21 protein-coding genes are annotated in these 25223 nt (G+C 61.0%); 9 read left to right on the plus strand and 12 right to left on the minus strand.

The features are described 5' to 3' along the window. The first annotated feature begins 7 nt into the window (after nucleotides 1-7). From CAF73_RS12410 to CAF73_RS12445, 8 genes are all read left to right on the plus strand, one after another. Complete coding sequence (locus CAF73_RS12410) at nucleotides 8-802, plus strand: carbon-nitrogen hydrolase family protein (protein ID WP_085702837.1); 795 nt, start codon at nucleotides 8-10, stop codon at nucleotides 800-802. 38 nt (nucleotides 803-840) lie between these two features. Continuing rightward, nucleotides 841-3267 (plus strand): pyrroloquinoline quinone biosynthesis protein PqqF, encoded by a 2427-nt coding sequence (gene pqqF / locus CAF73_RS12415; RefSeq protein WP_085702838.1) that lies wholly within the window; start codon nucleotides 841-843, stop codon nucleotides 3265-3267. A 159-nt stretch (nucleotides 3268-3426) separates the two neighbouring features. Then, nucleotides 3427-3501, plus strand: a complete 75-nt coding sequence (gene pqqA, locus CAF73_RS12420; protein WP_003444522.1) for a pyrroloquinoline quinone precursor peptide PqqA — start codon at nucleotides 3427-3429, stop codon at nucleotides 3499-3501. Between the two features lie 84 nt (nucleotides 3502-3585). Continuing rightward, complete coding sequence (pqqB, locus tag CAF73_RS12425; protein ID WP_085702839.1) at nucleotides 3586-4497, plus strand: pyrroloquinoline quinone biosynthesis protein PqqB; 912 nt, start codon at nucleotides 3586-3588, stop codon at nucleotides 4495-4497. Between the two features lie 79 nt (nucleotides 4498-4576). Continuing rightward, on the plus strand, nucleotides 4577-5329 hold the full coding sequence (gene pqqC, locus CAF73_RS12430) for a pyrroloquinoline-quinone synthase PqqC (protein ID WP_085702840.1): 753 nt from the start codon (nucleotides 4577-4579) through the stop codon (nucleotides 5327-5329). After that, the gene (gene pqqD, locus CAF73_RS12435; protein ID WP_085688496.1) at nucleotides 5326-5601 is read left to right on the plus strand and encodes a pyrroloquinoline quinone biosynthesis peptide chaperone PqqD; all 276 of its coding nucleotides are present in this window, start codon (nucleotides 5326-5328) and stop codon (nucleotides 5599-5601) included. The genes pqqC and pqqD overlap by 4 nt, the downstream gene beginning before the upstream one ends. A 7-nt stretch (nucleotides 5602-5608) precedes the next feature. Further along, nucleotides 5609-6745, plus strand: coding sequence for a pyrroloquinoline quinone biosynthesis protein PqqE (gene pqqE, locus CAF73_RS12440; RefSeq protein ID WP_371918973.1), 1137 nt, complete (start codon nucleotides 5609-5611; stop codon nucleotides 6743-6745). After that, nucleotides 6711-8519 carry a S9 family peptidase gene (locus CAF73_RS12445; RefSeq protein ID WP_085702842.1) on the plus strand — a complete coding sequence of 603 codons (1809 nt, stop codon included), beginning with the start codon at nucleotides 6711-6713 and terminating at the stop codon, nucleotides 8517-8519. Before pqqE ends, CAF73_RS12445 begins: the two co-directional genes overlap by 35 nt. A gap of 3 nt (nucleotides 8520-8522) precedes the next feature. Here the strand turns inward: CAF73_RS12445 and CAF73_RS12450 are convergent, their stop codons facing one another. Both CAF73_RS12450 and CAF73_RS12455 read right to left on the minus strand, forming a co-directional pair. Beyond that, nucleotides 8523-8681 carry a YqaE/Pmp3 family membrane protein gene (locus CAF73_RS12450; protein ID WP_003228885.1) on the minus strand — a complete coding sequence of 53 codons (159 nt, stop codon included), beginning with the start codon at nucleotides 8679-8681 and terminating at the stop codon, nucleotides 8523-8525. A gap of 206 nt (nucleotides 8682-8887) precedes the next feature. Beyond that, entirely contained in the window at nucleotides 8888-10171 is a 1284-nt protein-coding gene (locus tag CAF73_RS12455) for an aspartate aminotransferase family protein (RefSeq protein ID WP_085702843.1), read from the minus strand. A 169-nt stretch (nucleotides 10172-10340) separates the two neighbouring features. Between CAF73_RS12455 and CAF73_RS12460 the strand changes: the two genes are divergently transcribed. Beyond that, nucleotides 10341-11270: a LysR family transcriptional regulator gene (locus CAF73_RS12460; RefSeq protein ID WP_085697732.1), complete on the plus strand. Its 930-nt coding sequence runs from the start codon at nucleotides 10341-10343 to the stop codon at nucleotides 11268-11270. A 227-nt stretch (nucleotides 11271-11497) separates the two neighbouring features. On the opposite strand, the gene CAF73_RS12465 is transcribed toward CAF73_RS12460, so the two are convergent. The 10 genes from CAF73_RS12465 to bioF form a co-directional block, all read right to left on the minus strand. After that, nucleotides 11498-13276, minus strand: a complete 1779-nt coding sequence (locus tag CAF73_RS12465; RefSeq protein ID WP_085702844.1) for an acyl-CoA dehydrogenase C-terminal domain-containing protein — start codon at nucleotides 13274-13276, stop codon at nucleotides 11498-11500. Nucleotides 13277-13460: 184 nt separating this feature from the next. Continuing rightward, entirely contained in the window at nucleotides 13461-15257 is a 1797-nt protein-coding gene (locus tag CAF73_RS12470) for an acyl-CoA dehydrogenase C-terminal domain-containing protein (RefSeq protein ID WP_085702845.1), read from the minus strand. Between the two features lie 90 nt (nucleotides 15258-15347). Beyond that, nucleotides 15348-16637: a GGDEF domain-containing protein gene (locus CAF73_RS12475; protein WP_085697735.1), complete on the minus strand. Its 1290-nt coding sequence runs from the start codon at nucleotides 16635-16637 to the stop codon at nucleotides 15348-15350. 209 nt (nucleotides 16638-16846) lie between these two features. Next, nucleotides 16847-18961 carry a cytochrome-c peroxidase gene (locus CAF73_RS12480; protein ID WP_085702846.1) on the minus strand — a complete coding sequence of 705 codons (2115 nt, stop codon included), beginning with the start codon at nucleotides 18959-18961 and terminating at the stop codon, nucleotides 16847-16849. 261 nt (nucleotides 18962-19222) lie between these two features. After that, complete coding sequence (locus CAF73_RS12485) at nucleotides 19223-21028, minus strand: phenylacyl-CoA dehydrogenase (RefSeq protein WP_074692190.1); 1806 nt, start codon at nucleotides 21026-21028, stop codon at nucleotides 19223-19225. A gap of 275 nt (nucleotides 21029-21303) precedes the next feature. Next, complete coding sequence (locus CAF73_RS12490) at nucleotides 21304-21600, minus strand: pyrroloquinoline quinone biosynthesis protein PqqE (RefSeq protein WP_085697737.1); 297 nt, start codon at nucleotides 21598-21600, stop codon at nucleotides 21304-21306. 106 nt (nucleotides 21601-21706) lie between these two features. Further along, the gene (gene bioD, locus CAF73_RS12495; protein ID WP_085697738.1) at nucleotides 21707-22387 is read right to left on the minus strand and encodes a dethiobiotin synthase; all 681 of its coding nucleotides are present in this window, start codon (nucleotides 22385-22387) and stop codon (nucleotides 21707-21709) included. Further along, entirely contained in the window at nucleotides 22384-23190 is an 807-nt protein-coding gene (gene bioC / locus CAF73_RS12500; RefSeq protein WP_085702847.1) for a malonyl-ACP O-methyltransferase BioC, read from the minus strand. Before bioC ends, bioD begins: the two co-directional genes overlap by 4 nt. Continuing rightward, nucleotides 23183-23914, minus strand: a complete 732-nt coding sequence (locus CAF73_RS12505; protein WP_085702848.1) for an alpha/beta fold hydrolase — start codon at nucleotides 23912-23914, stop codon at nucleotides 23183-23185. Before CAF73_RS12505 ends, bioC begins: the two co-directional genes overlap by 8 nt. Next, nucleotides 23907-25085 carry an 8-amino-7-oxononanoate synthase gene (gene bioF, locus CAF73_RS12510; RefSeq protein ID WP_085702849.1) on the minus strand — a complete coding sequence of 393 codons (1179 nt, stop codon included), beginning with the start codon at nucleotides 25083-25085 and terminating at the stop codon, nucleotides 23907-23909. Before bioF ends, CAF73_RS12505 begins: the two co-directional genes overlap by 8 nt. Between the last annotated feature and the right edge of the window lie 138 nt (nucleotides 25086-25223).

The following is a 25223-nucleotide window of genomic DNA, read 5'->3' on the forward strand; positions in this document are numbered from 1 at the left end:
ATCCCTGATGCGTGTAGCCCTTTACCAATGTCCACCGCTGCCACTGGAACCTGCTGCCAACCTCCAGCGCCTGCATCAACTGGCGATGGAGGCCAAAGGCGCCGATCTGCTGGTGGTGCCGGAAATGTTCCTGACCGGCTACAACATCGGCAAGGAGGCGGTTGCGACATTGGCCGAGGTCCACAACGGTGAATGGGCGCAGCAGATTGGACGAATCGCCAAGGCTGCCGGTCTGGCAATTCTTTACGGTTACCCGGAGCGAACCGCCGAAGGACAGATCTATAACGCCGTGCAACTGATCGACTCGAACGGTGAGCGCCTGTGCAATTACCGCAAGACGCATCTGTTCGGTGATCTGGACCGTTCGATGTTCAGCCCCGGCGATGGCGACTTTCCCATCGTCGAGCTCAACGGCTGGAAGCTCGGTTTTCTGATCTGCTACGACCTGGAATTCCCGGAAAACGCCCGGCGCCTGGCCCTCGAAGGCGCCGAGCTGATTCTGGTACCGACAGCCAACATGATTCCTTTCGACTTCATTGCCGATGTTTCCGTCCGCTCCCGCGCCTTTGAAAACCAGTGCTACGTGGCTTACGCCAACTACTGCGGCCACGAAGGCGACATCCATTACTGCGGACAAAGCAGCATTGCCGCGCCGGATGGCAGCCGCATCGCAAAGGCCGGACTGGACGAAGCACTGATCGTCGGCGAGCTGGATCGCCAGTTGATGGCCGACTCCCGTAGCGCCAACCGCTACTTCAACGACCGCCGCCCCGAACTTTACGACGCGCTCAGCAAGCGCTAATCCGCTAGCATTGGCACTTCACTGTTCTGGAAGTGCCCATGCCTGCGCCGACTCACCCCCGCCCCCACACCGAAACCCTGGCCAACGGCTTGCGCGTGACCCTGCGTCACGTGCCCGGCCTGAAGCGCAGCGCCGCTGCGTTGCGGGTGGCTGCCGGCAGTCATGACGTGCCATTGGCGTGGCCGGGGCTGGCGCATTTCCTTGAGCATTTGCTGTTCCTCGGCACCGAGCGCTTTCCTGCACAGCAAGGGCTGATGGCCTATGTACAAGGTCACGGCGGCCAGGTGAATGCCAGCACCCGCGAGCGCACCACCGATTTCTTCTTTGAGTTGCCGCCAGCGTCCTTCAGCGGTGGGCTGGAGCGCCTGTCAGACATGCTCGCCCATCCGCGTATGAATCCGGACGATCAGTTGCGGGAACGGGAAGTATTGCAGGCAGAGTTTATTGCGTGGTCGCAGGATGCGGCGGCTCAGCAGAAAGAGGCGCTGTTCGAGGGGCTGGCGGCAGCACATCCTTTGCGCGGCTTTCATGCCGGAAACCGCGAAAGCCTGCCGGTAGATCAAGCGGATTTTCAGCAGGCGTTGAAAGACTTTCATCAGCAGTTTTACCGCACCGGGCAGATGAGCCTGAGCCTGGTCGGGCCGCAGAGTGTTGAAGAACTGCGAGCGCTGGCCGAACAGTTTGCCGCCATGCTGACGCCAGGGGATAAAACTGCCCAGGCAGCGCCCGTTCGCTTGATGAATAATCCACAGGCAAGTTATCAACAGGCCGGCGATTGGCACGGCAACCTGCTGTTTGCGTTGGAGGAGTTGCCGGAGTCGTCGGCCGAAGCGCTGGCGTTTCTCTGTCACTGGTTGAACAGCGCCAAACCCGGCGGGTTGCTCGCGCATTTGCAGCAGATGGGGCTTGCGGAAGATTTACAGGCCTGTGTGCTGTATCAGTTTGCTGAGCAGGCGTTGCTGCATCTTCAATTCACGGCGGCATCCGGATCACTCGACGCCATCCAGGCACAGTTTCTCGACGGGCTGAGCTTCTTCGCTGCGCAGCAAGACTGGCCGGCACTTCGCGAGGAATATTCGGCACAGCATCAACGCCAGCAGCAGGTCAGCGGTGCATTGCAGCTTGCGCGACTAGACAGCGAACAACTCGAAAGAGGGCTTTCTGAATCAGCCGTTGCGGCGCTCAATGTGATTCTCGGCAAAATCGGCACTGTGGATAACTTCAGCAATCACTGGCACCTGCCCGCTGCCAACCCGTTTCTGCGCGCAGCCGAGCCGCTGGCCAACGCCGGACTTATCCGCGGCCAGACCAGCGCCCACCGAGGCCTGCGCACGTTTGCTCAGGATCGCTCGCGCAACCGCCGCGAACGTTCGCCGATGCAATTCAGCCAGGCGCTGCCGGACAACAGCGACGAAGGGGCGGTGTATGTGCGCTGGCAGACAGAGGCGGCGGCCACGGCCGAGCTGCAGGCGAAACTGCAACGCAGTCTGCGGGAGGTTTCCGACGACGCACGTCTGGCCGGAGTCGAGTTGTCCTTCAGCGCCACAGGTAATCAGTGGCTGTTGAGACTCAACGGCCTGCAGGACACGCTGCCTGTTGTGCTGGAACACGCGCTGAAATCTCTGACACAAGTGGGCGTCGATTGCGCAAAAGGCGAACCGAAAACGGCGCTGATACCGATCCGCCAGCTGCTCAAAGTACTGCCCGAACTGTACCTGCCAGCGGTAGGTGAATCCGATGACGCCGCGCACCTGTGGGCAACTTCTAGCTGGGACGGTCTGGCTTTGGGGCTAAACCCACAGACCCAGTCAGCCATGGGCCTGGCCCTGAGCCGCATCCCGGGCATCCCGGACAATCAAATCCCCTCACCGTCGGCAATCCATAACGGATACCGGTGGAGTCAGATCGACAGCGCGTCCAGCGAACACGCCTTGCTGCTGTTCTGTCCGACCGCCAGCCGTGAAATCGACGACGAAGCCGCGTGGCGCCTGCTCGCCCACCTGTGCCAGACACCGTTTTACCAACGCCTGAGAGTCGAACTGCAATTGGGTTATGCGGTGTTCAGCGGCCTGCGTCAGCTACACGGCCAGACCGGATTACTGTTCGGTGTGCAATCGCCCTCGGCCACCGCCGCGCAATTGCTCGAGCACATTCAGCAGTTTCTCGAAGGACTGCCAGCCCTTGTCGAACAACTCGACGACGCCGGCCTCGCCCGGCAACGCCAGACACTTTCCGATCAATTCGATGACAGCGTCCTGTCCGGCAAAGATGCGGCCGAGATCCTGTGGCAGGCTCGACTCGCCGGCCACTCGTCGGATTATCGGGTGCAATTGCGCAGCGCCATCGCTCGACTGGATCACCCGGCATTGCTGACCGCCGCACAACGTCTGATCCGCGCCGAAGGCGGCTGGCACGGCCTGGCCAACGGCCCCGCGCCAGGCGCGCCATGGCAATCGGCAAAATGATCATTACCGGGGCTGCAAGGAGCTTTCTCAAAGATTCACGGGCCAACCTTCTGAAATTTTGAGTAACATAGCCACCTAACTATTTGGAACATCCCTGCGCTGCCGTGGACTATACCTATGGATAGCGCTATCTCACCCACCTGAAAAAGGAGTCACCCGATGGCTTGGACCAAACCTGCTTACACCGACCTGCGCATCGGCTTCGAAGTCACCATGTACTTCGCCAGCCGCTGAGTCCTGCCTCAAGCAGAACACTGCAGTGCAACGCCTCGGCTCGCCGGGGCGTTTTATTTTCAGCGTTGAAATGATGGAGCGTTCATGTTCGTCCAGATTCTGGGTTCGGCCGCCGGTGGCGGTTTTCCGCAGTGGAACTGCAACTGCGTCAATTGCGCCGGTTTTCGCGACGGCAGCCTGAATGCCCAGGCCCGTACCCAATCGTCCATCGCGATTTCCGATGACGGCGTGAATTGGGTGCTGTGCAATGCCTCGCCGGACATCCGCGCGCAGCTCCAGAGCTTCGCCCCGATGCAACCGGGCCGGTCCCTGCGTGACACCGGCATCAGCGCGATCATCTTGATGGACAGCCAGATCGACCACACCACCGGCCTGCTCAGCCTGCGCGAAGGCTGCCCGCATCAGGTCTGGTGCACGGACATGGTTCACGAAGACCTGAGCACCGGTTTCCCGCTGTTCACCATGCTCAAGCACTGGAACGGCGGGCTCGACTGGAACCGCATCGAACTCGACCAAAGCTTCACCGTAGCCGCCTGCCCGAACCTGCGCTTCACCCCGCTGCCGCTGCGCAGCGCCGCGCCGCCCTACTCGCCGCACCGCTTCGACCCGCACCCGGGCGACAACATCGGCCTGATCGTCGAAGACCTCAGCACCGGCGGCAAACTGTTCTATGCGCCAGGCCTGGGCAAGGTCGACGCGCCGCTGCTGGAAATCATGGCCGGCAGCGATTGCGTACTGGTGGACGGGACGATGTGGGACGACGATGAAATGCAGCGCCGTGGTGTCGGCACCCGCACCGGCCGCGAAATGGGCCACCTGGCGCAGAACGGCCCCGGCGGCATGCTCGAAGTGCTGGAACAGCTTCCCGAGCAGCGCAAGGTGCTTATCCACATCAACAACACCAACCCGATTCTCGACGAGGACTCCCCGGAACGCGCGGAGCTGGTTCGGCGCAATGTTGAAGTGGCGTATGACGGCATGAGTATTGTGCTGTAGCTGAGGGCCTCATCGCTGGCCAGTCGAAGGCGTCCTGACAGACACCAAAGAATCCAATGGTTGTTCCCGGAGAACAGACATGACTGACACTCCAATGTCCCCCGCCGAATTCGAAGCGGCCCTGCGCGCCAAGGGCGCCTATTACCACATTCATCACCCGTATCACGTGGCGATGTATGAAGGCCGCGCCACCCGTGAGCAGATCCAGGGTTGGGTCGCCAACCGCTTCTACTATCAGGTGAACATTCCCCTGAAAGACGCAGCGATCCTCGCCAACTGCCCGGATCGCGAGATCCGCCGCGAGTGGATCCAGCGGCTGCTCGACCACGACGGCGCTCCCGGTGAAGACGGCGGCATCGAAGCCTGGCTGCGACTGGGCCAGGCCGTCGGTCTCGATCCGGCTCAATTGCGCTCCCAGGAACTGGTGCTGCCCGGCGTTCGGTTCGCCGTCGATGCCTACGTCAACTTCGCCCGCCGTGCCAGTTGGCAGGAAGCCGCCAGCAGCTCGTTGACCGAACTGTTCGCGCCGCAGATTCACCAGTCGCGGCTCGACAGCTGGCCGCAGCATTACCCGTGGATCGACCCGGCCGGCTACGAATATTTCCGCACCCGTCTCGGTCAGGCCCGACGCGATGTCGAGCATGGTCTGGCGATCACGCTGGAGCACTACAAGACTCGCGAAGGCCAGGAACGCATGCTGGAAATTCTCCAGTTCAAACTGGACATCCTTTGGAGCATGCTCGATGCCATGAGCATGGCCTACGAACTGAACCGCCCGCCGTATCACAGCGTCACCGATCAACGGGTCTGGCATAAAGGAATCGCCTTATGAGTTTCGACCGCAGCAAGACCCCGAACTGGCGTCCCGGCTACCGTTTCCAGTACGAACCGGCCCAGAAAGGCCATGTGCTGCTGTACCCGGAGGGCATGATCAAGCTCAACGAAAGTGCCGCGCTGATCGGCGGCCTGATCGACGGTGAGCGGGATGTCGCGGCGATCATCGCCGAACTCGACAAACAGTTTCCCGGCGTACCCGAGCTCGGTGACGACATCGAGCAATTCATGGAGGTTGCCCGTGCGCAGCACTGGATCGAACTTGCCTGAGTCCTCGGTGCAAGTCCCGGCCAAACCGGAAATCGGCCTGCCGCTATGGCTGCTCGCCGAGCTGACTTATCGCTGCCCGCTGCAATGCCCGTACTGCTCCAATCCGCTGGATTTTGCCGGGCAGGGCAAAGAGCTGAGCACCGAGCAGTGGATCAAGGTGTTCCGTGAAGCGCGGGAGATGGGTGCGGCGCAACTGGGCTTTTCCGGCGGTGAACCGCTGGTGCGCCAGGACCTTGCCGAGCTGATCCGTGAAGCGCGCCAGTTGGGTTTCTACACCAACCTGATCACCTCCGGCATCGGCCTGACCGAGCAGAAGATCAGCGACTTCAAGAAGGCCGGGCTCGATCACATCCAGATCAGTTTCCAGGCCAGCGACGAGCAAGTGAACAACCTGCTCGCCGGCTCGAAAAAAGCCTTCGCGCAGAAACTGGAAATGGCCCGCGCCGTGAAAGCCCACGGCTATCCGATGGTGCTGAACTTCGTCACTCATCGGCACAACATCGACAAGATCGACCGCATCATCGAGCTGTGCATCGCGCTGGAAGCGGACTTCGTCGAACTCGCCACGTGCCAGTTCTACGGCTGGGCGCAGCTCAATCGTGTCGGCCTGTTGCCGACCAGGGAACAACTGGTCCGCGCCGAACGCATCACCAACGAATACCGCGCCAAGCTGGAGGCCGAAGGGCATCCGTGCAAACTGATTTTCGTCACCCCGGACTATTACGAAGAGCGCCCGAAAGCCTGCATGAACGGCTGGGGCAGTCTGTTTCTGACGGTCACACCGGACGGCACCGCCCTGCCCTGTCATGGCGCCCGACAGCTGCCGGTGCAATTTCCCAATGTGCGCGACCACAGCATGCAGCACATCTGGTACGACTCGTTCGGCTTCAACCGTTTCCGCGGCTACGATTGGATGCCCGAGCCGTGCCGCTCCTGCGATGAAAAGGAACAGGATTTCGGCGGCTGCCGCTGCCAGGCCTTCATGCTCACCGGCGATGCCAGCAATGCCGATCCGGTGTGCAGCAAGTCCGAACATCACGGTGTGATTCTCAAGGCCCGCGAAGAAGCCGAGCACGCCACCCAGACCATCGAACAACTGGCCTTTCGCAATGAACGAAACTCGCGCCTCATCGCCAAAGGCTGAGCCTTTCAGCGCCACTGCCGCCGTTGCTGCCGGTGTGGATTTCGCCGAACTGCAGCTCGGCGCCCATGGTTTGTTCTGGAACGAATACCGGCCGGCAGACGCCGCGTGCCGGATCTGGCACTGGCGCGATGGCTCGGCGAAATGTCTGACACCCGCGGGTTTCAGCGTGCGCAGTCGGGTGTACGAATATGGCGGTGGGGCGTTTTGTCTGACGCCTGAGGGAGTGGTTTTCGTCAACGAGGCGGACCAGCAGTTGTACCGACAGGCGCTGGACGGCGAACCCGTAGCATTGACGTCCGGGGAATGCCGATATGGTGATCTGCATTTTGCCAACGGGCAGGTGCTGGCTGTTGAAGAGAACGGTGATCGGCATCGGCTGGTGGCTATTGATCTGGCGAGTGGCGAACGCCACAGGCTGGTTGATGGCGCGGATTTTTACGCGTCGCCCATTATCAGCCCGGACGGCCAACGCCTTGCATGGATCGAGTGGAGCCGCCCGCATCAGCCGTGGACCTCCACCCGTTTGATGATCGCCGAGCGCACAGGTAATGGATTTTCTGCTCCACGTTGCGTGGCAGGTGAAACGCTTGAAGAGTCGATCCAGCAACCGCGCTTCGATGCCAGTGGCCGACTGGGCTGTCTGACTGATCGTGGCGGATATTGGCAACCGTGGATCGAGTCCGCAGCCGGTTTGCGAATGCTGCCCTGTGCCGAAGCCGATCACGCACCAGCGCCGTGGCAACTCGGCGGCTGCACCTGGCTGCCCGTCGGCGAAAGCCATTTGGCGAGTTGGAGCGAAGACGGTTTTGGTCGTCTGGCGCTCAACGGCGAAGACTTCACCGGCGACTACAGTCGCTTCCGCCATCTGGCTGTCGATGATCAGTTCATTTACTGCATCGCCGCTTCACCGATCAGCCCTTCAGCGGTACTTGCCATTGATCTCGAGTCGCGTGAAGTGAAGGTGCTGGCCGGCGGCGTTGCGCCGCTGCCCGCTGAACGCATCAGCCGTCCGCAAACCCTGCGCTATCCCAGCGGTTCAGGTGAAGCGCACGGTTTCTTTTATCCGGCCACCAATGGCGATGCCAAACCGCCGCTGGTGGTCTTCATCCACGGCGGCCCGACGTCGGCGTGCTACCCGATGCTCGACCCGCGCATCCAGTACTGGACGCAACGCGGCTTCGCCGTCGCGGACCTCAATTACCGAGGCAGCAGCGGCTATGGCCGGGAGTATCGACAGGCGCTGCATCTGAGTTGGGGCGCGGTGGATGTCGAGGATGCCTGTGCGGTGGTGGCCTACCTGAATGATCGCGGCATGATCGATGGCGACCGTGCATTCATCCGTGGCGGCAGCGCCGGTGGTTACACGACGCTATGTGCCCTGGCGTTCCATCAGGTATTCCGCGCCGGTGCCAGCCTTTATGGCGTCAGTGACCCGGTTGCTCTCGGTCGCGCGACACACAAGTTCGAAGGCGATTACCTGGACTGGCTGATCGGCGATCCGGAGCAGGACGCCGAGCGCTACGCCGCCCGCACGCCATTGCTGCACGCAGACAACATTCGCGTACCGATGATTTTCTTTCAGGGCGAACTGGATGCCGTTGTCGTACCGCAACAGACCCGCGACATGGTCGCGGCCCTGGAGCAAAACGGCATTGAGGTCCAAGCGCATTACTACGCCGATGAGCGCCACGGCTTCCGCCGGGCCGCCAATCAGGCCCATGCGCTGGAGCAGGAATGGCGGTTCTATCGGCGAGTAATGGGTTTGACGGACTGAGACTCAGCGCTTGGCGATGATGTACACCGCGTGCACGATCCCCGGGATATAACCGCACAGCGTCAGCAGAATGTTCAGCCAGAACGCGCCGCCGAACCCGACTTGCAGAAACACGCCCAGTGGCGGCAACAGAATGGCGATGATGATGCGGATAAAGTCCATGGGGCAGCTCCTGATTGGGGGTTGGCTCACCTGAGCCATACAAGCTAATCGACCTTTGCCGTTTGTCAGGGTTCAGTGCAAACCGCGGTCTCGCCATCTGATGGCCATTACCGACCACAAAAAAAACGCCCCACGCCAAAAGAATCAGGCGTGGGGCGTGCGTTATACCGCGAGACGGTTCTTGAATTCGGGTGGGAAACTTCAGCTCAGACGGCAATCCCTTTTCGGCATTGCAGTTGCGCCGTGCGTACCCGGGAGAAGGCGCGGGTCAGGCGCAGGAGCATTTCGTCGATGTTGGCCTTGCTGACGTTGAGCGCCGGGGTGAAGCGCAGGCAGTCGGCTTGTGGGGCGTTGAGCAGTAAGCCCTCGTGAAGCGCGGCTTTTACCACGGCTTCGGCGGAGTCTTCCGACAGGGTCAGTCCCCAGAACAACCCTTGTCCACGCAACTCGCCATGTTCATAACGATGGGCCAGACGGGCGAGCCCTTCGCGCAGGTGCTGGCCGTTGTCCCGGATTTGTTCGAGGAATGCGCGGTCCTGCACGCTGTCGAGCACCACCAGCCCTGCGGCGGTCATTAACGCGTTGCCGTGATGAGTGCCGCCCAACTCGCCGGAATCGAAACAGCAGGCCTTGCCTCGCGCCAGCAACGCCGCCAAGGGAACACCACCGCCAAGGCCTTTGCCGAGCACGACGATATCGGCGCGCACGCCGTAGGATTGTTCGGCGAGCAAGGTGCCGCAGCGGCCGATGCCGGTCTGAACCTCGTCCAGGATCAGCAAAATCCCCAGCTCACGGCACAGACGCTCGACACCCTTGAGGTAATGCTCGGTGGCAGGAATCACACCGGCATCGCTCTGGATCGGTTCGAGCATGATTGCCACGGTCTGCGCATCGACCGCGGCATGCAGCGCCGGCAGATCGTTGAACGGCACCAGATCGAAACCCGGCAGCAACGGTGCGAAGCGGTTGTGCAGGTTGCAACTGTCCGACGCCGAAATAGTCGCCAGACTACGTCCGTGACAGCCTTGTCTGGCGACAATGATCCGCGAGGCGCCGCCGCGATGCAGTTGGCCCCATTTGCGCGCCAGTTTGATTGCCGCTTCACAAGCTTCACTGCCACTGTTGAGCAGATACGCTTGATCGCTGGCAGTGCTGGCACACAGGCGTTCGGCCAGGCTGAGCATGCCGCGGTTATGCAGATTGAAGCCGGGATTGATTAACGCTTGAGCCTGGTTGGCGATCGCCTTGACCAGCGCCGAAGGGCTGTGGCCGAGGCTGTTGGCACCACCGGCCTGGGAAAAGTCCAGGTAGGCGCGATCATTGCTGTCCCACAGCCAGGAGCCCTGGCCACGAACGAATACCTGCTGCGGGCGCTCGACGCTGGGCATCAGGCGCTCGGCATTCAAGCCATCAGCGGCGTCCGATTCCCGGGTTTCAAAAGACAGGTCATCGAGGCTCGGCGTCTGGCGCCGCAAACTGAACAGATTCATTGAAAAAAACCTCGATCGAGGTTTTTTGAACTGCCTATGTAAACACTTTCAAAACAAACGCTGGTCATTGCGCTTTCCGGCCCTGCAAGCCTTGTGAATGCGGTTAGACTAGGCCCGTTTACGGCGTCGAGCCATTTCGATTTCCCAGCATTTTCAATAAGTGTTACTTATGGATTTCAAACAACTGCGTTATTTCGTCGCGGTCTACGAAGAAGGTCATGTCGGACGCGCCGCCGAGCGCCTGTCGATCTCTCAACCCGCGTTGTCCCAGCAGATTCGCCACCTGGAACAAAACCTCGACGTCACCTTGTTCGAACGCAGCAGCAAACGCCTGTTGCCGACGCTCGCCGCCCACACCTTGTACAACCACGCCCTGCCGCTGCTCGACGGCATGCAGCGGGCGCGTGAGGCGCTGGGCAACTTCAAGGGTCAGGCATTGCGGACACTGGCGATCGGCGTTCTGCAGACCGTGCACACCAGCCTGGTGCCGCAAATGCTCGAGCGAGTGCGCAAGGCCCAGCCGCATCTGGTGGTGCAGATTTATGAATTGACGGGGCTGGAGATCGAACGGCGTCTGCTCAATGGCCTGCTGGATATCGGCATCAGCTATCTGCCGCCACGGCAGCCCGGTCTGCACGGCGTAATGTTGTACGAAGATGAACTGACACTGGTCATTCCGGCGGATCATCCGCTGCGGGAATTCAAGAAAGTCTCGATGAGTCAGGCGGCCGAATTACCGATGTTGCTATTGGGTGAAGAGTTTCAGATCCGCCAGATCTGGCAGGCGCAATTGGCCAATCTCGGACGACGCCCGCAAGTGCAGGCGGAACTGAACAATATGGTGGGGATTCTCGACAGCCTGCCGCACACGCGTCTGGCGACGGTGCTGCCCGGTCGTTCGCAAAAGGAGTACGACGATCAGGATCTGCTGTGGAAACCGTTGAGTGAGCCGCGTGTGCCGTTGAAGGTCGGGCTGGTGTGTCGCGATGTGCAGCGCCAACAGGCACCATTGGCCTTGCTGCGAACGTTGCTGGAAGAGGTGATGCAGCGTGAGGACAAACCGCTGAAAGGTACGCCGCCACTGGATGCGCTGAACTGAAAACTTTTTTGCGGGCATAAGAAAACCCCGCCGAAGCGGGGCTTTGCAGACTGTTTCCCTGACATCCATTTCACTCCGCCACCCTGGCAGAATCCTACGTGTCCGTGTTGTTACTTTGCGCTTCCTGCGCGACGTCCATGGAAAATAGATTAGCTCTGGATCCAATCTTCGCCTATGGGAGAACAGCAGCACGTCATGTAAGAGATCGCTTACATGACGTTACATCATCAAAACTGCGCAGCGTCCAGCAGGAACAGCGACTCGCTGCCGGCCTTGACCGACGCGTTCAGCGAGTGAATCCGCGGCAGCAGACGGGCGAAATAGAACCGCGCCGTACCGAGTTTGCTCGCGTAGAAATCGTCCTGCGCTTCTTTGCCCAGCGATGCCTTGGCCATCAGCGCCCACATGTAGGCGTAAGCGGTGTAGCCGAACACCTGCAGGTACTCGACCGACGCCGCGCCGATTTCGTTCGGGTTGGTTTTCGCCCGGTCCAGCAGCCACGAGGTCAGCTCGTCGAGGATGTCGACGGCATCATTCAGCGGTTTGGTGAACTCGCCCAGATCGGCACTGGCAGTCGCGGTGAAATGGCGGATCTCGTCGGCGAACAGCTTGTAGAACGCGCCGCCGCTGCCGACGATCTTGCGACCCACCAGGTCCAGCGCCTGAATGCCGTTGGTGCCTTCATAGATCTGGGTGATGCGCACGTCACGCACCAGTTGTTCCTGACCCCACTCGCGGATGTAGCCGTGGCCGCCGAAAATCTGCTGGCCGTGGACGGTGGTTTCCAGACCCAGATCCGTCAGGAACGCCTTGGCCACTGGCGTCAGCAAGGCCACCAGATCTTCCGCACGTTTGCGGGTGGCGGCGTCTTCGCTGAACTTGGCGGTATCGAGTTGCATCGCCACGTAGGTGGAGAACGCACGACCGCCTTCGTTCGAGGCTTTCATGGTCAGCAACATGCGACGCACGTCCGGGTGGACGATGATCGGGTCAGCAACCTTGTCCTTGTTCTGCGCGCCGGTCGGCGAACGGCTTTGCAGACGGTCACGGGCGTATTCGATGGCGTTCTGATACGAACGCTCGCCGGTGGCCAGGCCCTGGATGCCGACGCCCAGACGCTCGTAGTTCATCATGGTGAACATCGCGGCCAGGCCTTTGTTCGGCTCGCCGACCAGATAACCCACGGCTTCGTCGAAGTTCATCACGCAGGTGGCGGATGCCTGAATACCCATCTTGTGTTCGATCGAACCGCAGTTCGCCGGGTTGCGCGCACCCAGGCTGCCATCGGCATTGACCATGAACTTCGGCACCAGGAACAGCGAAATGCCTTTCGGCCCAGCCGGAGCGTCCGGCAGTTTGGCCAGCACCAGGTGGATGATGTTTTCGGTCAGATCGTGCTCACCGCCGGTGATGAAGATCTTGGTGCCGCTGACCTTGTAGGAACCGTCGGCCTGAGGCTCGGCCTTGGTGCGGATAATGCCCAGGTCGGTACCGGCGTGCGGTTCGGTCAGGCACATGGAACCGGCCCAGACACCGGCGTACATGTTCGGCAGGTAAGCGGCTTTCAGCTCTTCGCTGGCGTGGGCATTGATCGACAGGCAGGCGCCGGCGGTCAGCATCGGGTACAGGCCGAAAGCCAGACTGGCGGAGTTGACCATTTCTTCGACCTGAGCCGACACGGCTTTTGGCATGCCCATGCCGCCGTAGGCCGGATCACCGCCCACACCGACCCAGCCACCTTCGGCATAAGTCTGATAGGCCTGTGGGAAACCGGCCGGCGTGGTGACGGCACCGTCGGCCCAGTGGCAGCCTTCTTCGTCGGCGGCCCGGCTCAGGGGCGCGATGCTTTTGCTGGTGACCTTGCCGGCCTCTTCGAGAATGGCTTCAACGGTTTCCGCGTCCACGGTTTCGGCCAGGGCCGGCAGTTCGGCCCAGAGTTTGGCGACTTCGAACACTTCATTGAGGACGAAGCGCATATCGCGCAGCGGCGCTTTGTAGTCAGCCATGGCAAACCTCGCAAAGATCTAAACAGGTGATTCGTGGAAGGGTGTTTTCGTTGAGCTGGAGTGTAACCCAACAACTTTTGCGACACATAGGGTCAGGCGGTGACTGTTTTGTTATTTTTAGTCATCAACAATCAACCATAAAGAAGCCCGCAATCAGCGGGCTCTTTTGTTTAACAGGGGCGTGTTACAGCGAGAACAACTGGGCCGGCAGTTTCATCAGGCAATCGCTGCCCGCCTCGATCGCCGAACGATGCGCCTCCGTACGCGGCAACAGACGCTTGAAGTAGAACTCGCACGTCGCCAGTTTGCCCTGGCAGAAATCGCCATCACCCTCGCCCGACTCCAGCTGCGCCTGGGCGACCAGGGCCATGCGCAGCCACAGGTAGCCCAGAACGATGTAACCGCTGTACATCAGGTAGTCCACCGACGCGGCGCCAACTTCATCGGGATTTTTCATCGCGGCCATGCCGACCTTCATGGTCAGTTCGCCCCACTGCTGATTGAGGCCATCGAGCTGCGCGACAAACCCGCCCAATTGCGCGTGCCCGGCGTTGGCGGCGCAGAACTTGTGGACGATTTTGGTGAAGTTGCGCAGCAGCTTGCCCTGGCTGCCCAGCACCTTGCGTCCGAGCAGATCCAGCGCCTGAATGCCGTTGGTGCCCTCGTAGATCGGCGCGATCCGGCAATCACGAACCAGTTGCTCCATGCCCCACTCGCGGATAAATCCGTGGCCGCCGAACACCTGCATGCCGTGGTTAGTCACCTCCAGCCCGGTATCGGTCATGAAGGCTTTGCAGATCGGAGTCAGGAACGCCAGAAGGTCTTCGGCCTCCTGACGCGCCTCGGCGTCCGAGCTCAGATGCGCGACATCGAGCATTTGCGCGGTGAAATAGGTCAGCGCACGGTTGCCTTCGTTAAAGGCCTTCATGGTCAGCAGCATGCGTCGCACGTCCGGGTGGACGATGATCGGGTCGGCCGGTTTGTCCGGGGCTTTGGCGCCGGTCAGGGCACGCATCTGCAGACGGTCGTTGGCGTATTTGATGGCGCCCTGGAAACTTGCCTCGCCCAGACACAGGCCCTGCATCCCGGTACCGAGACGCGCATGGTTCATCATGGTGAACATGCAGTTCAGGCCCTTGTTCGGCTCGCCGATCAGGAAGCCTTTGGCGTCGTCGAAGTTCAGCACGCAGGTGGCCGAGGCCTTGATACCCATTTTGTGTTCGATCGAACCGCAGGAAACGCCATTGCGCTCGCCGGCCTCACCGGAGGCGTCCGGAAGGAATTTCGGCACGATGAACAGCGAGATGCCTTTGGTCCCCGCTGGCGCGTCCGGCAATTTGGCCAACACCAGATGAATGATGTTGTCGCTCATGTCGTGCTCGCCGGCGGAGATGAAAATCTTGCTGCCGGTCACTGCATAACTGCCGTCGGCCTGAGGCACGGCACGGGTCTTGATGATGCCCAGATCAGTCCCGCAATGGGCTTCGGTCAGGCACATGGTGCCGGTCCACTGGCCAGCGGTGAGTTTGCGCAGATAGGTGTTTTTCTGTTCCTCGGTGCCGTGGACGTGGATCGCCGACATGGCGCCGTGAGTCAGGCCCGGGTACATGCCCCACGACGTGTTGCTGGAGGCGACCATTTCGCTGATCACCAGCCCCAGCGAACTCGGCAGGCCCTGGCCACCGTAGGTCGGATCTGCCGCCAGACCGTGCCAGCCACCTTCCACGTATTGTGCGAAGGCCTGCTTGAAACCTGTAGGCGTTGTCACCACGCCATTGTCGAAATGGCAGCCCTCTTCGTCACCGCTGCGATTGAGCGGTGCCAGAACGTTCTCACAGAACTTCGCACCTTCGTCGAGGATCGCGTTGATCATGTCCGGGCTGGCGTCGTGGGCGCCGAGGGCCGCGTACTGAGTGTGGAAGTCAAAGACGTGGTCGATCAGAAAGCGCATGTCGCGCAGGGGAGCTTTGTACTCGGGCATGGTGGCTTCTCCTTCAGCAGATTGCTTCAACCTACTGCCGGCCACCCTGCCCCACAATCACTGTCCAGACGCTGAATGCGCCGTCATCACTCAACCTGCGGCGCTGTCCATGCGCACCGCGCCACGGCGGTTTTGACCGAACGCCATCACACAGTTTCGCCCTGCGCCCTTGGCGCTGTAGAGCGCCTGGTCGGCGGATTTCAGCACTTCCTCCGGGGTGCGCTGTTCCAGACGTTCGGCTACGCCGATACTGACCGTGACCGACACGCTGGACGCGCCCGAACCCGAGCGACGCTGACGTCCCTGCTGATCATCCTGCGGGCGGCTTTCCTGATTACGTAACTGGATGTTGTAGGACGCAATCGATTCGCGGATGACCTCAAGGTGCGGCATGCACTCCTCGAGGGTCTTGCCTGCAAACACCAGGGCAAATTCCTCACCGCCATAGCGATAAGCCCTACCGCCGCCGCTGATTTTGGACAGCTTGCTGGCGACCAGGCGCAAGACCTGATCCCCCACGTCGTGGCCGTGGGTGTCGTTGAATTTCTTGAAGTGATCGACGTCGCTCATCGCCAGCACATAGTTGCGCCCCAGACGCTGCATGCGCTCGTTGAGTGCGCGGCGCCCGGGCAGGCCGGTGAGCTCGTCGCGGAAAGCCATTTGATAAGCCTCGTGCGCCACCGCCGCGGCAATCATCAACATCACCTGGCTGCACATGATGTTCAGGGTGAACGGCAGGATGAAGGTTTTCGGCAGCATCCAGAACACGCCGAGCAACCCCACCAGTTGCGCCGCATGCAGCGGACGCGGGTTGCGCCAGTATTGCCAGGCCAGCAGCAGGAACGCCGAGATGAACACCGGATACGACAACTGGATCAGGCTCATCCACGCGCCGTGCAGCGCCGGCCAGCGGATTTCGGAAAGCCACATCAGCAACGCCTGCGGATAACTTTGCTCAAGCCCCAGCGCCACGCTGCCAAAGGCCAGCAGCACGGCGAAGCGCGCGACCATGTCCTGAAACAGGTGCGTGCGCTCTTGCCACGCGGCGAACAGACCGAACAGCAGCGGCAACAGCAGACAGACCAGATGGAACACCACGGCCGCGTCGTCGCGGACCTTGCCGTTGTCGCGGTAATAGTCGGTCTGGGTATCGAGCAGGAAGTAGGCGATGTAGACCGTGACCATCAGAAACAGCTCGCGCTGACGTCGGTAAACCGCACAGTACGAACCGCCCAACAGCAGCACCAAGGTCGGCAACACGTTGAACAGCGAAGTGAAGAACACGTTGAGGTCTTTGACGTACGCAGCCGCCAACCCCGCGAGCAACAACAGCAGTGAAGGTAGGAAATGACTGAAACGTACAGCTGAAGAACGCGGCAAGGGTAAAGCTCCGACCCGTCATGGCAAAGAGATGGCATTGTGCCTGCAATATGGCCAGTTAAGCACACACAATGTGATCCAGATCACAGGCTGTCTCTTTAACGGCCGAAATCGTCGGTAGCTGAGGGATTCAGTAAGGTTTTTTGCGGAATGGCCGCTAGACGGCCACCATGGCCATCATTCTTGATGGCCATGGTCTGTTTTTCTTTTCAGAGATCGTTGTAGAACGGCTGTAATGGCCCTTCGGACGCGGGCCTGCCTTCAGCACCGTAAGGCTTGAGATTGAGCGATGCGTCCATCGCCTGACGGGTGGTGACTTTCGGACTGGCCGGGCGCTGGGTCACGGCATTTTCATCGCCGATATGGCCTTGCGGGATCACCAGCGACGGATGATCGAACGGTGCTCGCTCCCAGGCCACGCGCGGATCGGTCAAGCCGACTTCCATGAATTTCACCAGCGCATCGATTTCATCGGGCGTCAGGTTCAGCGCCGTCATGTCCGGGTCGAGGTTGGAAGTGTTGTGCTGGTTCACCGCCGGATGCTCGAAGCCGCTGGTGTTGTTGGCGTCTTCCCCGCGCCGGTCCCCGCCACGGTTGTAGAACTCCATCACCTGTTTGAGCGTCGAGCGGCTGCCGTTGTGGAAGTACGGCCCGGTCAGCGCGATGTTGCGCAGAGTCGGGGTCTTGAACGCGCCGTCGACCGAATCGCGGAAACCGACATTCGGCTTGAGCGTGGCATCGCATGGAATGGCCGCGCTCAACGGCGCCTCGAACGTGCAGACATCGACGTCCAGCGGATCGGCCGATTTTCCGCCCTGCAACACCGTGTTGTACTGCCGAGTGAACGACCACGGGTTGCCCCACGCATCCGCGCCCCCGAGGGCCAGGTCTTCCGAGGTCGGACGCACGCCGGTGTTGTAGAAGCCGTTGTCGTAGAGAGTGGTCAGGTTGTCGGCCATCACCATCCGTTCGATGCGTTCGCGCGGATGCATCAGCAGGCGGCTGGCGGCGTTGGTCAGCTCCGGACCGCCGTGGCAATTGACGCATTTACCCTTGCCGAGAAACAGATTCATGCCCTCGACCTGTTGCGCGTTCATCGCGGTGTGATCGCCTTGCAGGTAGGCGTCGATCGGCGCCTGATCGGACACCAGCGTCGCCTCATACATCTGGATCGCCAGGCCGAAGAACAGCGGGAAGTTGGCCTCCATCTGGGTGTACGGCGCACCGCCCACCAGAACGTTTTGCGTGGCGTTCCACAGCCGGGGCTGGAAGGCGTTCTTGATCAGCTCGCGATAGGTCGGCCGTCGTGCGCCGGACACAGGACCCAGTACCGAATCGGTGGATGAGATCCGTTGCTGCTTGAGCATCAACGTGTCGAGCATCCTGCGGCCGATGTCGGCAAAGGTGCGACCGCCGCAGGACATTTCCACCGGGCTACCGGGCGGGCCGACCGCTTGCGAGGCGGCTGACGCATCGTTGAGCGCCAGCCGCACTTTGGTCGCGATTGTGCTGCGCTCGCTGGTCACGTAGATCCCGGCATCCGGATCGCGATTGCCGAACGGCGAGAAGCCGTTGAACACGTTGTTGGCCCGACCGTCCCAGAAGTTGCGCACGTTGAACGCGGCATTGATCACCGACGGCGCATTGCGCCCGGTGCTGCGGCGAACGTTGATGCCACCGACCTGGAAAATACCGTCCGGCTGCTGAGTGCATTTGTCGAAACGCGCCTGATTGGGTTTGACGAAGTTGGCGTCGAACACGCCTTGCGAGCCGACCACATCGTCCGTCGAGTACACGATGGGCGAGTTGCGCTCCAGCGGATTGCTCAGCACGTGAGTCGGGAAGTCGGTTTTCTTCAGCGTGTAGTTCGGGCCACCCTTGCCGCCGGACAACGTTGCGTAGGACGCCACGTCACCCGGAATGTCCGAGGCCACAAACGGCTTGTTGAAGATCGACGCGACGTTGGCGTTGGTGTGTGCCTGGCCGGGGTTGAGCTGGTTGGTGATGCGGTGATCGACGCCGGCGTGGTAGTGGCAGGAGGCGCAGGCGGTGGCGCCATCGCTGCCGATCTCCATGTCCCAGAACAGCGCCTTGCCCAGCAGGATCGCGGCCTGGCGATTGAGCACGTAGTCGGTCATCAGGTCGACCTTGCGTCCGCCCTCGGTCCCGGACGGATCGGGGGGCACCATTCCGCGCAACGATTGCAGCGAGGGAACCTCCGGCACGGGAGGATCGACTTCGGCGGGGTCGGCGGCCCATGCGCTGTGGACTGCCAGCGCGACGGGTAACCAAAAGGTCAAACGAGCGAGTCGACTGATGTTCATAGGCTTCACCCTGACTGTTGTTGTTAAGTGCCGGGCGTCTTGCTTCTTTGAGCAGGCAGTTCTGATAAGCACCGGTAAATCGGGCGGTGCAATTAATTGGCCACTCTTCTGGAAACATTTTGAATCAATAAGCGCAAGGGTTCGGCTGAGCAGCGCCCTTATCCATGCTGGGGAATGAGCCCCGGGATTGGGGAAATCCGGGTACAAAAAAAACCGCTGCCCCCGAAGGAGCAGCGGTTTTTTGAAGGACTGCGTTAAGGCTTAGTAGCCCAGTGCGAAGTCTTCTTCTTTCATGTCCATCAGGTTGTTGGCGCCCGACAGCATGGTGGCCACGTGTGTACGGGTACGCGGCAGGATGCGCTGGAAGTAGAAGCGCGCGGTTTGCAGCTTGGCGGTGTAGAACGCCTCGTCGGTGGTACCGGCAGCCAGTTTTTCAGCAGCCAGACGCGCCATGTCAGCCCAGAAGTAGGCCAGGCAGGCGTAACCGGAGTACATCAGGTAGTCCACGGAGGCCGCGCCGACTTCTTCGCGATCTTTCATGGCGGCCATACCGACCTTCATGGTCAGCTCGCCCCACTCTTTGTTCAGTGCAGCCAACGGTGCGACGAATTCTTTGACGGCTTCGTTGCCTTCGTTGTTCTGGCAGAACTTGTGGACGATCTTGGTGAAGCCCTTCAAAGCCTCGCCCTGAGTCATCAGCACCTTACGGCCCAGCAGGTCGAGTGCCTGGATGCCGGTGGTGCCTTCGTACAGCATCGAAATGCGGCTGTCGCGAACGTTCTGCTCCATGCCCCACTCGGCGATGAAGCCGTGGCCGCCGTAGATCTGTACGCCGTGGTTGGCGGATTCGAAACCGACTTCGGTCATGAACGCTTTGGCGATCGGAGTCATGAAGGCCAGCAGTGCGTCGGCTTTCTTCTTCTCTTCTTCGTCCACGCCGTATTTGACGATGTCGACCTGTTTGGCGGTGAAGTACACCATCGCACGGTTGCCTTCGGCGAATGCCTTCATGGTCAACAGCATGCGGCGTACGTCCGGGTGAACGATGATCGGGTCAGCCGCTTTGTCCGGCGCTTTCGGGCCAGTCAGGGAACGCATTTGCAGACGATCGCGAGCGTATTTCAAGCCGCCCTGGAAGCCGATTTCGGCGTGGGCCAGACCTTGCAGCGCGGTACCCAGACGTGCGGTGTTCATGAAGGTGAACATGCAGTTCAGGCCTTTGTTCGCCGGGCCGATCAGGAAACCGGTCGCGCCGTCGAAGTTCATCACGCAGGTCGCATTGCCGTGGATGCCCATCTTGTGTTCGATCGAACCGCAGGTCACAGCATTGCGTGCACCGACGGTGCCGTCGGCGTTCGGCAGGAACTTGGGAACGATGAACAGCGAGATGCCTTTGGTGCCGGCCGGTGCGTCCGGCAGGCGGGCCAGCACGATGTGGACGATGTTGTCGGCCATGTCGTGTTCACCGGCCGAGATGAAGATCTTGGTACCGGAGACTTTGTAGGAACCGTCGGCCTGAGGTTCGGCCTTGGTGCGCAGCATGCCCAGGTCTGTGCCGCAGTGCGGTTCGGTCAGGCACATGGTGCCGGTCCATTCGCCGGAGACCAGTTTGGTCAGATAGGCTTCTTGCTGCTCTGGGGTGCCGTGTTCGGAGATGGTGTTCATCGCGCCATGCGACAGGCCAGGGTACATGCCCCACGACCAGTTGGCTTCGCCGACCATCTCGCTGACGGCCAGACCCAACGACTCAGGCAGGCCCTGACCGCCGTGCTCGACGTCATGGGCCAGGCTTGGCCAGCCACCTTCCACGAATTGCTTGTAGGCCTCTTTGAAGCCGGTCGGGGTTTTCACGCCAGACTCGCTCCAGGTGCAGCCTTCGGTGTCACCCACGCGGTTCAGCGGTGCCAGCACCTGCTCACAAAACTTGGCGCCCTCTTCGAGAATGGCGTCAACCATGTCCGGCGTTGCTTCTGCGCACGCTGGAAGGCTCTGATAGTGCGCTTCGTAGCCGAGCAGTTCGTCACGAACGAAGCGAATATCACGCAAGGGGGCCTTGTAGTCAGGCATAGCGATAAACCTCTGCTGATGTAACCGGGAATGAACGACCGCGTTGATTTGTTGTGACGGTCAAACAGTTGTTTGAAACATACGTTTACGCCGAAATCTTGTCAAGCGTCGTTCTTTTGCCATTCGTCATCACATTTTCCAAACGCCGGACAGAGCAATACGACATGCGCCCGACCGAGGCATGTGCACTGAAAAAAGATTAGTTGAGGGAGAAGGACTTACAACGAAAAACGCCGCGAACAGTCGCGGCGTCTGGCAAAGCGCAGGTCAGAAAATCAGGCGAAGGTATCGATGATCGTACCGAGCACTTCGTCGGAAGCCTTGGCGACTTTCACACCCAGTTCCGCTTGAAACTTGCCTTGGGCCATCTCGACCATGTTGCTGGCCAGGTCCGATTGCTGGGCGCGGTCCACAGAACGCAGACGATCGACCTGCACTTCCGAAGACTGACTGGTGACCGAACGCTCGATGGTGCTGCTGGCGATCTGGCTGGCGGCCTGGTCGACGCGGTTCTGTCCGGTCTGAATGGTGCTCAGACCTGCATAAAAAGCTGTATTTCCAGAGATTTCCATGGGAGCTCTCATCCTTGGGAAGGATCAATGGGTGCCATTGAACCAGAGGCGCCAGAAAAACACCCGTCAAAAACACTAATGGCACAGTGCCTTGCCATAGCCAAAATCAGTCGAGCAGATCCAGTTGCAAGTGATCGGCAACCGCTTCGGCGCTGACCGCCTTGAGTTTCGGCACTCGCCCCAGGCACGGCGCCGGAATTCGCTCGGCGAGTGTCGCGAGGTTTTCTTCAAGCCGCGACGTCTTCGGATCAATGATGTTCGCCACCCAACCGGCCAGTTGCAGGCCGTCCCGGGCAATCGCCTCGGCAGTCAGCAATGCATGGCTGATGCATCCCAGACGCACACCGACCACCAGAATCACCGGCAGCTTCAGCGCGATGGCCAGATCCGAGAGATTGTCCTGATCCGCTAACGGCACCCGCCAACCGCCCGCGCCTTCGATCAGCGTGAAGTCGGCGTTCATGGCCAGAATCTCGCGCATCGGCGCCAGCAACGATTGCACGGTCAGCGCCACACCGGCCTCACGCGCTGCCAGATGCGGCGCGATCGCCGGCTCGAACGCCACCGGGTTGACCTGTTGATACGTCAGCGGCAACGAGCATTCGGCCTGCAACGCCAGCGCATCGGAGTTGCGCAAACCTTTGGGCGTCACTACACAACCGGACGCCACCGGTTTGCCCGCCGCCGTACTCAGCCCCGCCGACCGCGCAGCGTGCAGCAACCCGGCGGCCACGGTGGTCTTGCCAACGTCGGTGTCGGTTCCGGTGATGAAATAGGCTGCGCTCATAAGGGTTTCTCCAACACGGCGTAGACTACCTGATAGGTCGCCGGCAGTCCCGCAGGCTGGCGGAACTGCTCGTAAGCCTCGACCAAGCCCAGAATCCGCGCCCGCCCGGTCAATCCACCCGGCCGACCGGGGTTCAGGTTATGCGCGCCCAAGGCCTTGAGTTCATGAGTCAGGCTGCGCACATCCGGGTAATGCAGCACATGCGGCCGGTTCTCCAGACAAACACTGCACAAGCCACTGGCCGCGCACAATTGCTCATAACGTGCGAACTCGCGGAAACGGTTGACGTGCACCAGGCCGTCTACCTGACGCCAACTGTCGCGCAGTTCGTACAGCGTCCCTGCACAAAGACTAGCAAACGCGAAAATCCCCCCAGGTTTCAGCACTCGAAACGCTTCGCCGAGCACCGCTCCAAAGTCCGCGCACCATTGCACGGCGAGGCTGGAGAAGATCAGATCACACGTTGAATCCTGCAACGGCAAACGCTCGGCATCGCCAGCGATGAAGTGCGTGGCGCCGCCCAACGGCCGGGCGTGATTGAGCATGCCCTCAGCGATATCCAGCGCCAGCCCCTCACCAAATCGCTCGGCCAGCGCCCGTGTGAAATACCCTGTGCCACAGCCGAGATCCAGCCAGCGTGACGACCGAAAACCCACCGGCAAGCGATTCATCAACTGTGTACCGACATCGCGCTGTAACTCGGCGACGCTGTCATAACTGGCTGCCGCGCGAGAAAAAGAAGCCGCGACCTGGCGCTTGTCAGGCAAGCCGCCGGGCAACGCAGCAACAGACAAATCAGTCATCACCACACTCACTTAAAAACGCCTGGATCGCACCCGCCACACCGTGGGGGTCTTCCAGAAGAAACGCATGGCTGGCCTGCTCGATCAGACCCACTTCGACATCCGCCAGCAACGCGAACAGCTCGCCCGCAGACTCCGCCGGCACCAACCCGTCCAGCCCACCAAACAAATGCAGTTGCAGGCCACGAAACGCCTGCAAGGCTTCCCGCGTATCGATCTGCGCCAACAATTCCAGACCCGCCATCAAAGCGGCCGGCGAAGTATTCGGCGCGCCGCCGAGCAACAACCGCGACAAGCCGCGCGCATCTTGCGCGCCTTGGGCGCAGAGCAAAGAGAATCGCTTCAGGGTCGCCCGCGGATCAGCGCTGCAACCGGCAAGAAACGCATCGAAGGTCTCGCCGGGCATCGCACAAGGCCACTGTTCATGAGCGACAAACGAAGGATTACTCGCCAGGGTCAGCAAGCCGCAGCAATGTTCGCCACGCCGTGCCGCCAGCTCGGAAGCGAGCATGCCGCCCAGCGACCAGCCGCCGAGCCAGGCATCTTCGGGGATGCGCTCATCGAGTTCGTCGAGCCAGTCTTGCAGATCGCTGGAATCCAGCTCCGGCAACGGTTCGACGTCGACCTGCAGGTGTTCATCGAGTCCACGCAACGCAGCGGCCAGCGGCTCCAGCGGCGAAACGCCGAGCCCCCAACCCGGTAGCAGAATCAGACGATCACGCATGGCTTGGCTCCGACTTGAGTTTGGCAAAGCAATCGGCCAGTCCTTCCAACAATAGCTGCACCTGCGCCTCGCTGTGGGCGGCGGTCAGCGTCACCCGCAACCGCGCACTGCCGGCGGGCACGGTCGGCGGGCGGATCGCAGTGACCATCAGCCCACGCTCGCGCAGCATCTGCGACAGACGCACGGCGCGACCGGCATCGCCGATCAGGATCGGCTGGATCGGCGTGAAGCTGTCCATCAGTTCCAGACCAATCTGCTCGGCGCCGTGGCGGAACTGGCGGATCAGCGTGCGCAGATGCTCGCGACGCCAGTGTTCGCTGCGCAGCAGTTCCAGACTTTTCAATGTTGCACAGGCCAGCGCCGGCGGCTGGCTGGTGGTGTAGATGTACGGACGGGCGAACTGGATCAGGCTTTCGATCAGCTCTTCACTGCCCGCGACGAACGCACCCGCCGTGCCGAACGCTTTGCCAAGAGTCCCGACCAATACCGGCACATCCTCCTGGCTCAAACCGAAATGCTCGACGATCCCGCCACCATTCGCGCCCAAAGGACCGAAGCCGTGGGCGTCATCGACCATCAACCACGCGCCTTTGGCCTTGGTTTCCCGGGCCAGGGCCGGCAGATCGGCAAGGTCGCCGTCCATGCTGAACACGCCGTCAGTGACCACCAGCGTATTGCCGGTGGCTTTCTCCAGACGCTTGGCCAGACTGTCGGCGTCGTTGTGCAGATAACGATTGAAGCGCGCGCCGGACAACAATCCGGCATCCAGCAACGAGGCATGATTGAGCCGGTCTTCCAGCACCGTATCGCCCTGCCCGACCAATGCGGTGACCGCGCCGAGGTTGGCCATGTAACCGGTGGTGAACAACAGCGCGCGAGGCCGTCCGGTGAGATCCGCCAAAGCCTCTTCCAGCGCGTGATGCGGGCCACTGTGGCCGATCACCAGATGCGAGGCTCCACCGCCGACGCCCCACTTCGAAGCACCGGCGCGCCAGGCTTCGATCACTTGCGGGTGATTGGCCAGCCCCAGGTAATCGTTGTTGCAGAACGCCAGCAATGGCTGGCCGTCGACCACCACTTGCGGCCCTTGTGGGCTTTCAAGCAATGGCCGCTGGCGATAAAGATTTTCGGCACGACGGGCAGCAAGGCGTGCGGCGAGATCGAAAGACATGCAAGCCTCGACATTCAAGTGACACAGATCCCCTTGTGGGAGCGGGCCTGCTCGCGAGGAGGCCTTCACATCCGACATCAATGTCGACTGAAGCACCGCTATCGCGAGCAAGCTCGCTCCCATAGGGGTTTGCATTCC

The organism is Pseudomonas sp. B15(2017) (genome assembly GCF_002113215.1).
Taxonomy (GTDB): domain Bacteria; phylum Pseudomonadota; class Gammaproteobacteria; order Pseudomonadales; family Pseudomonadaceae; genus Aquipseudomonas.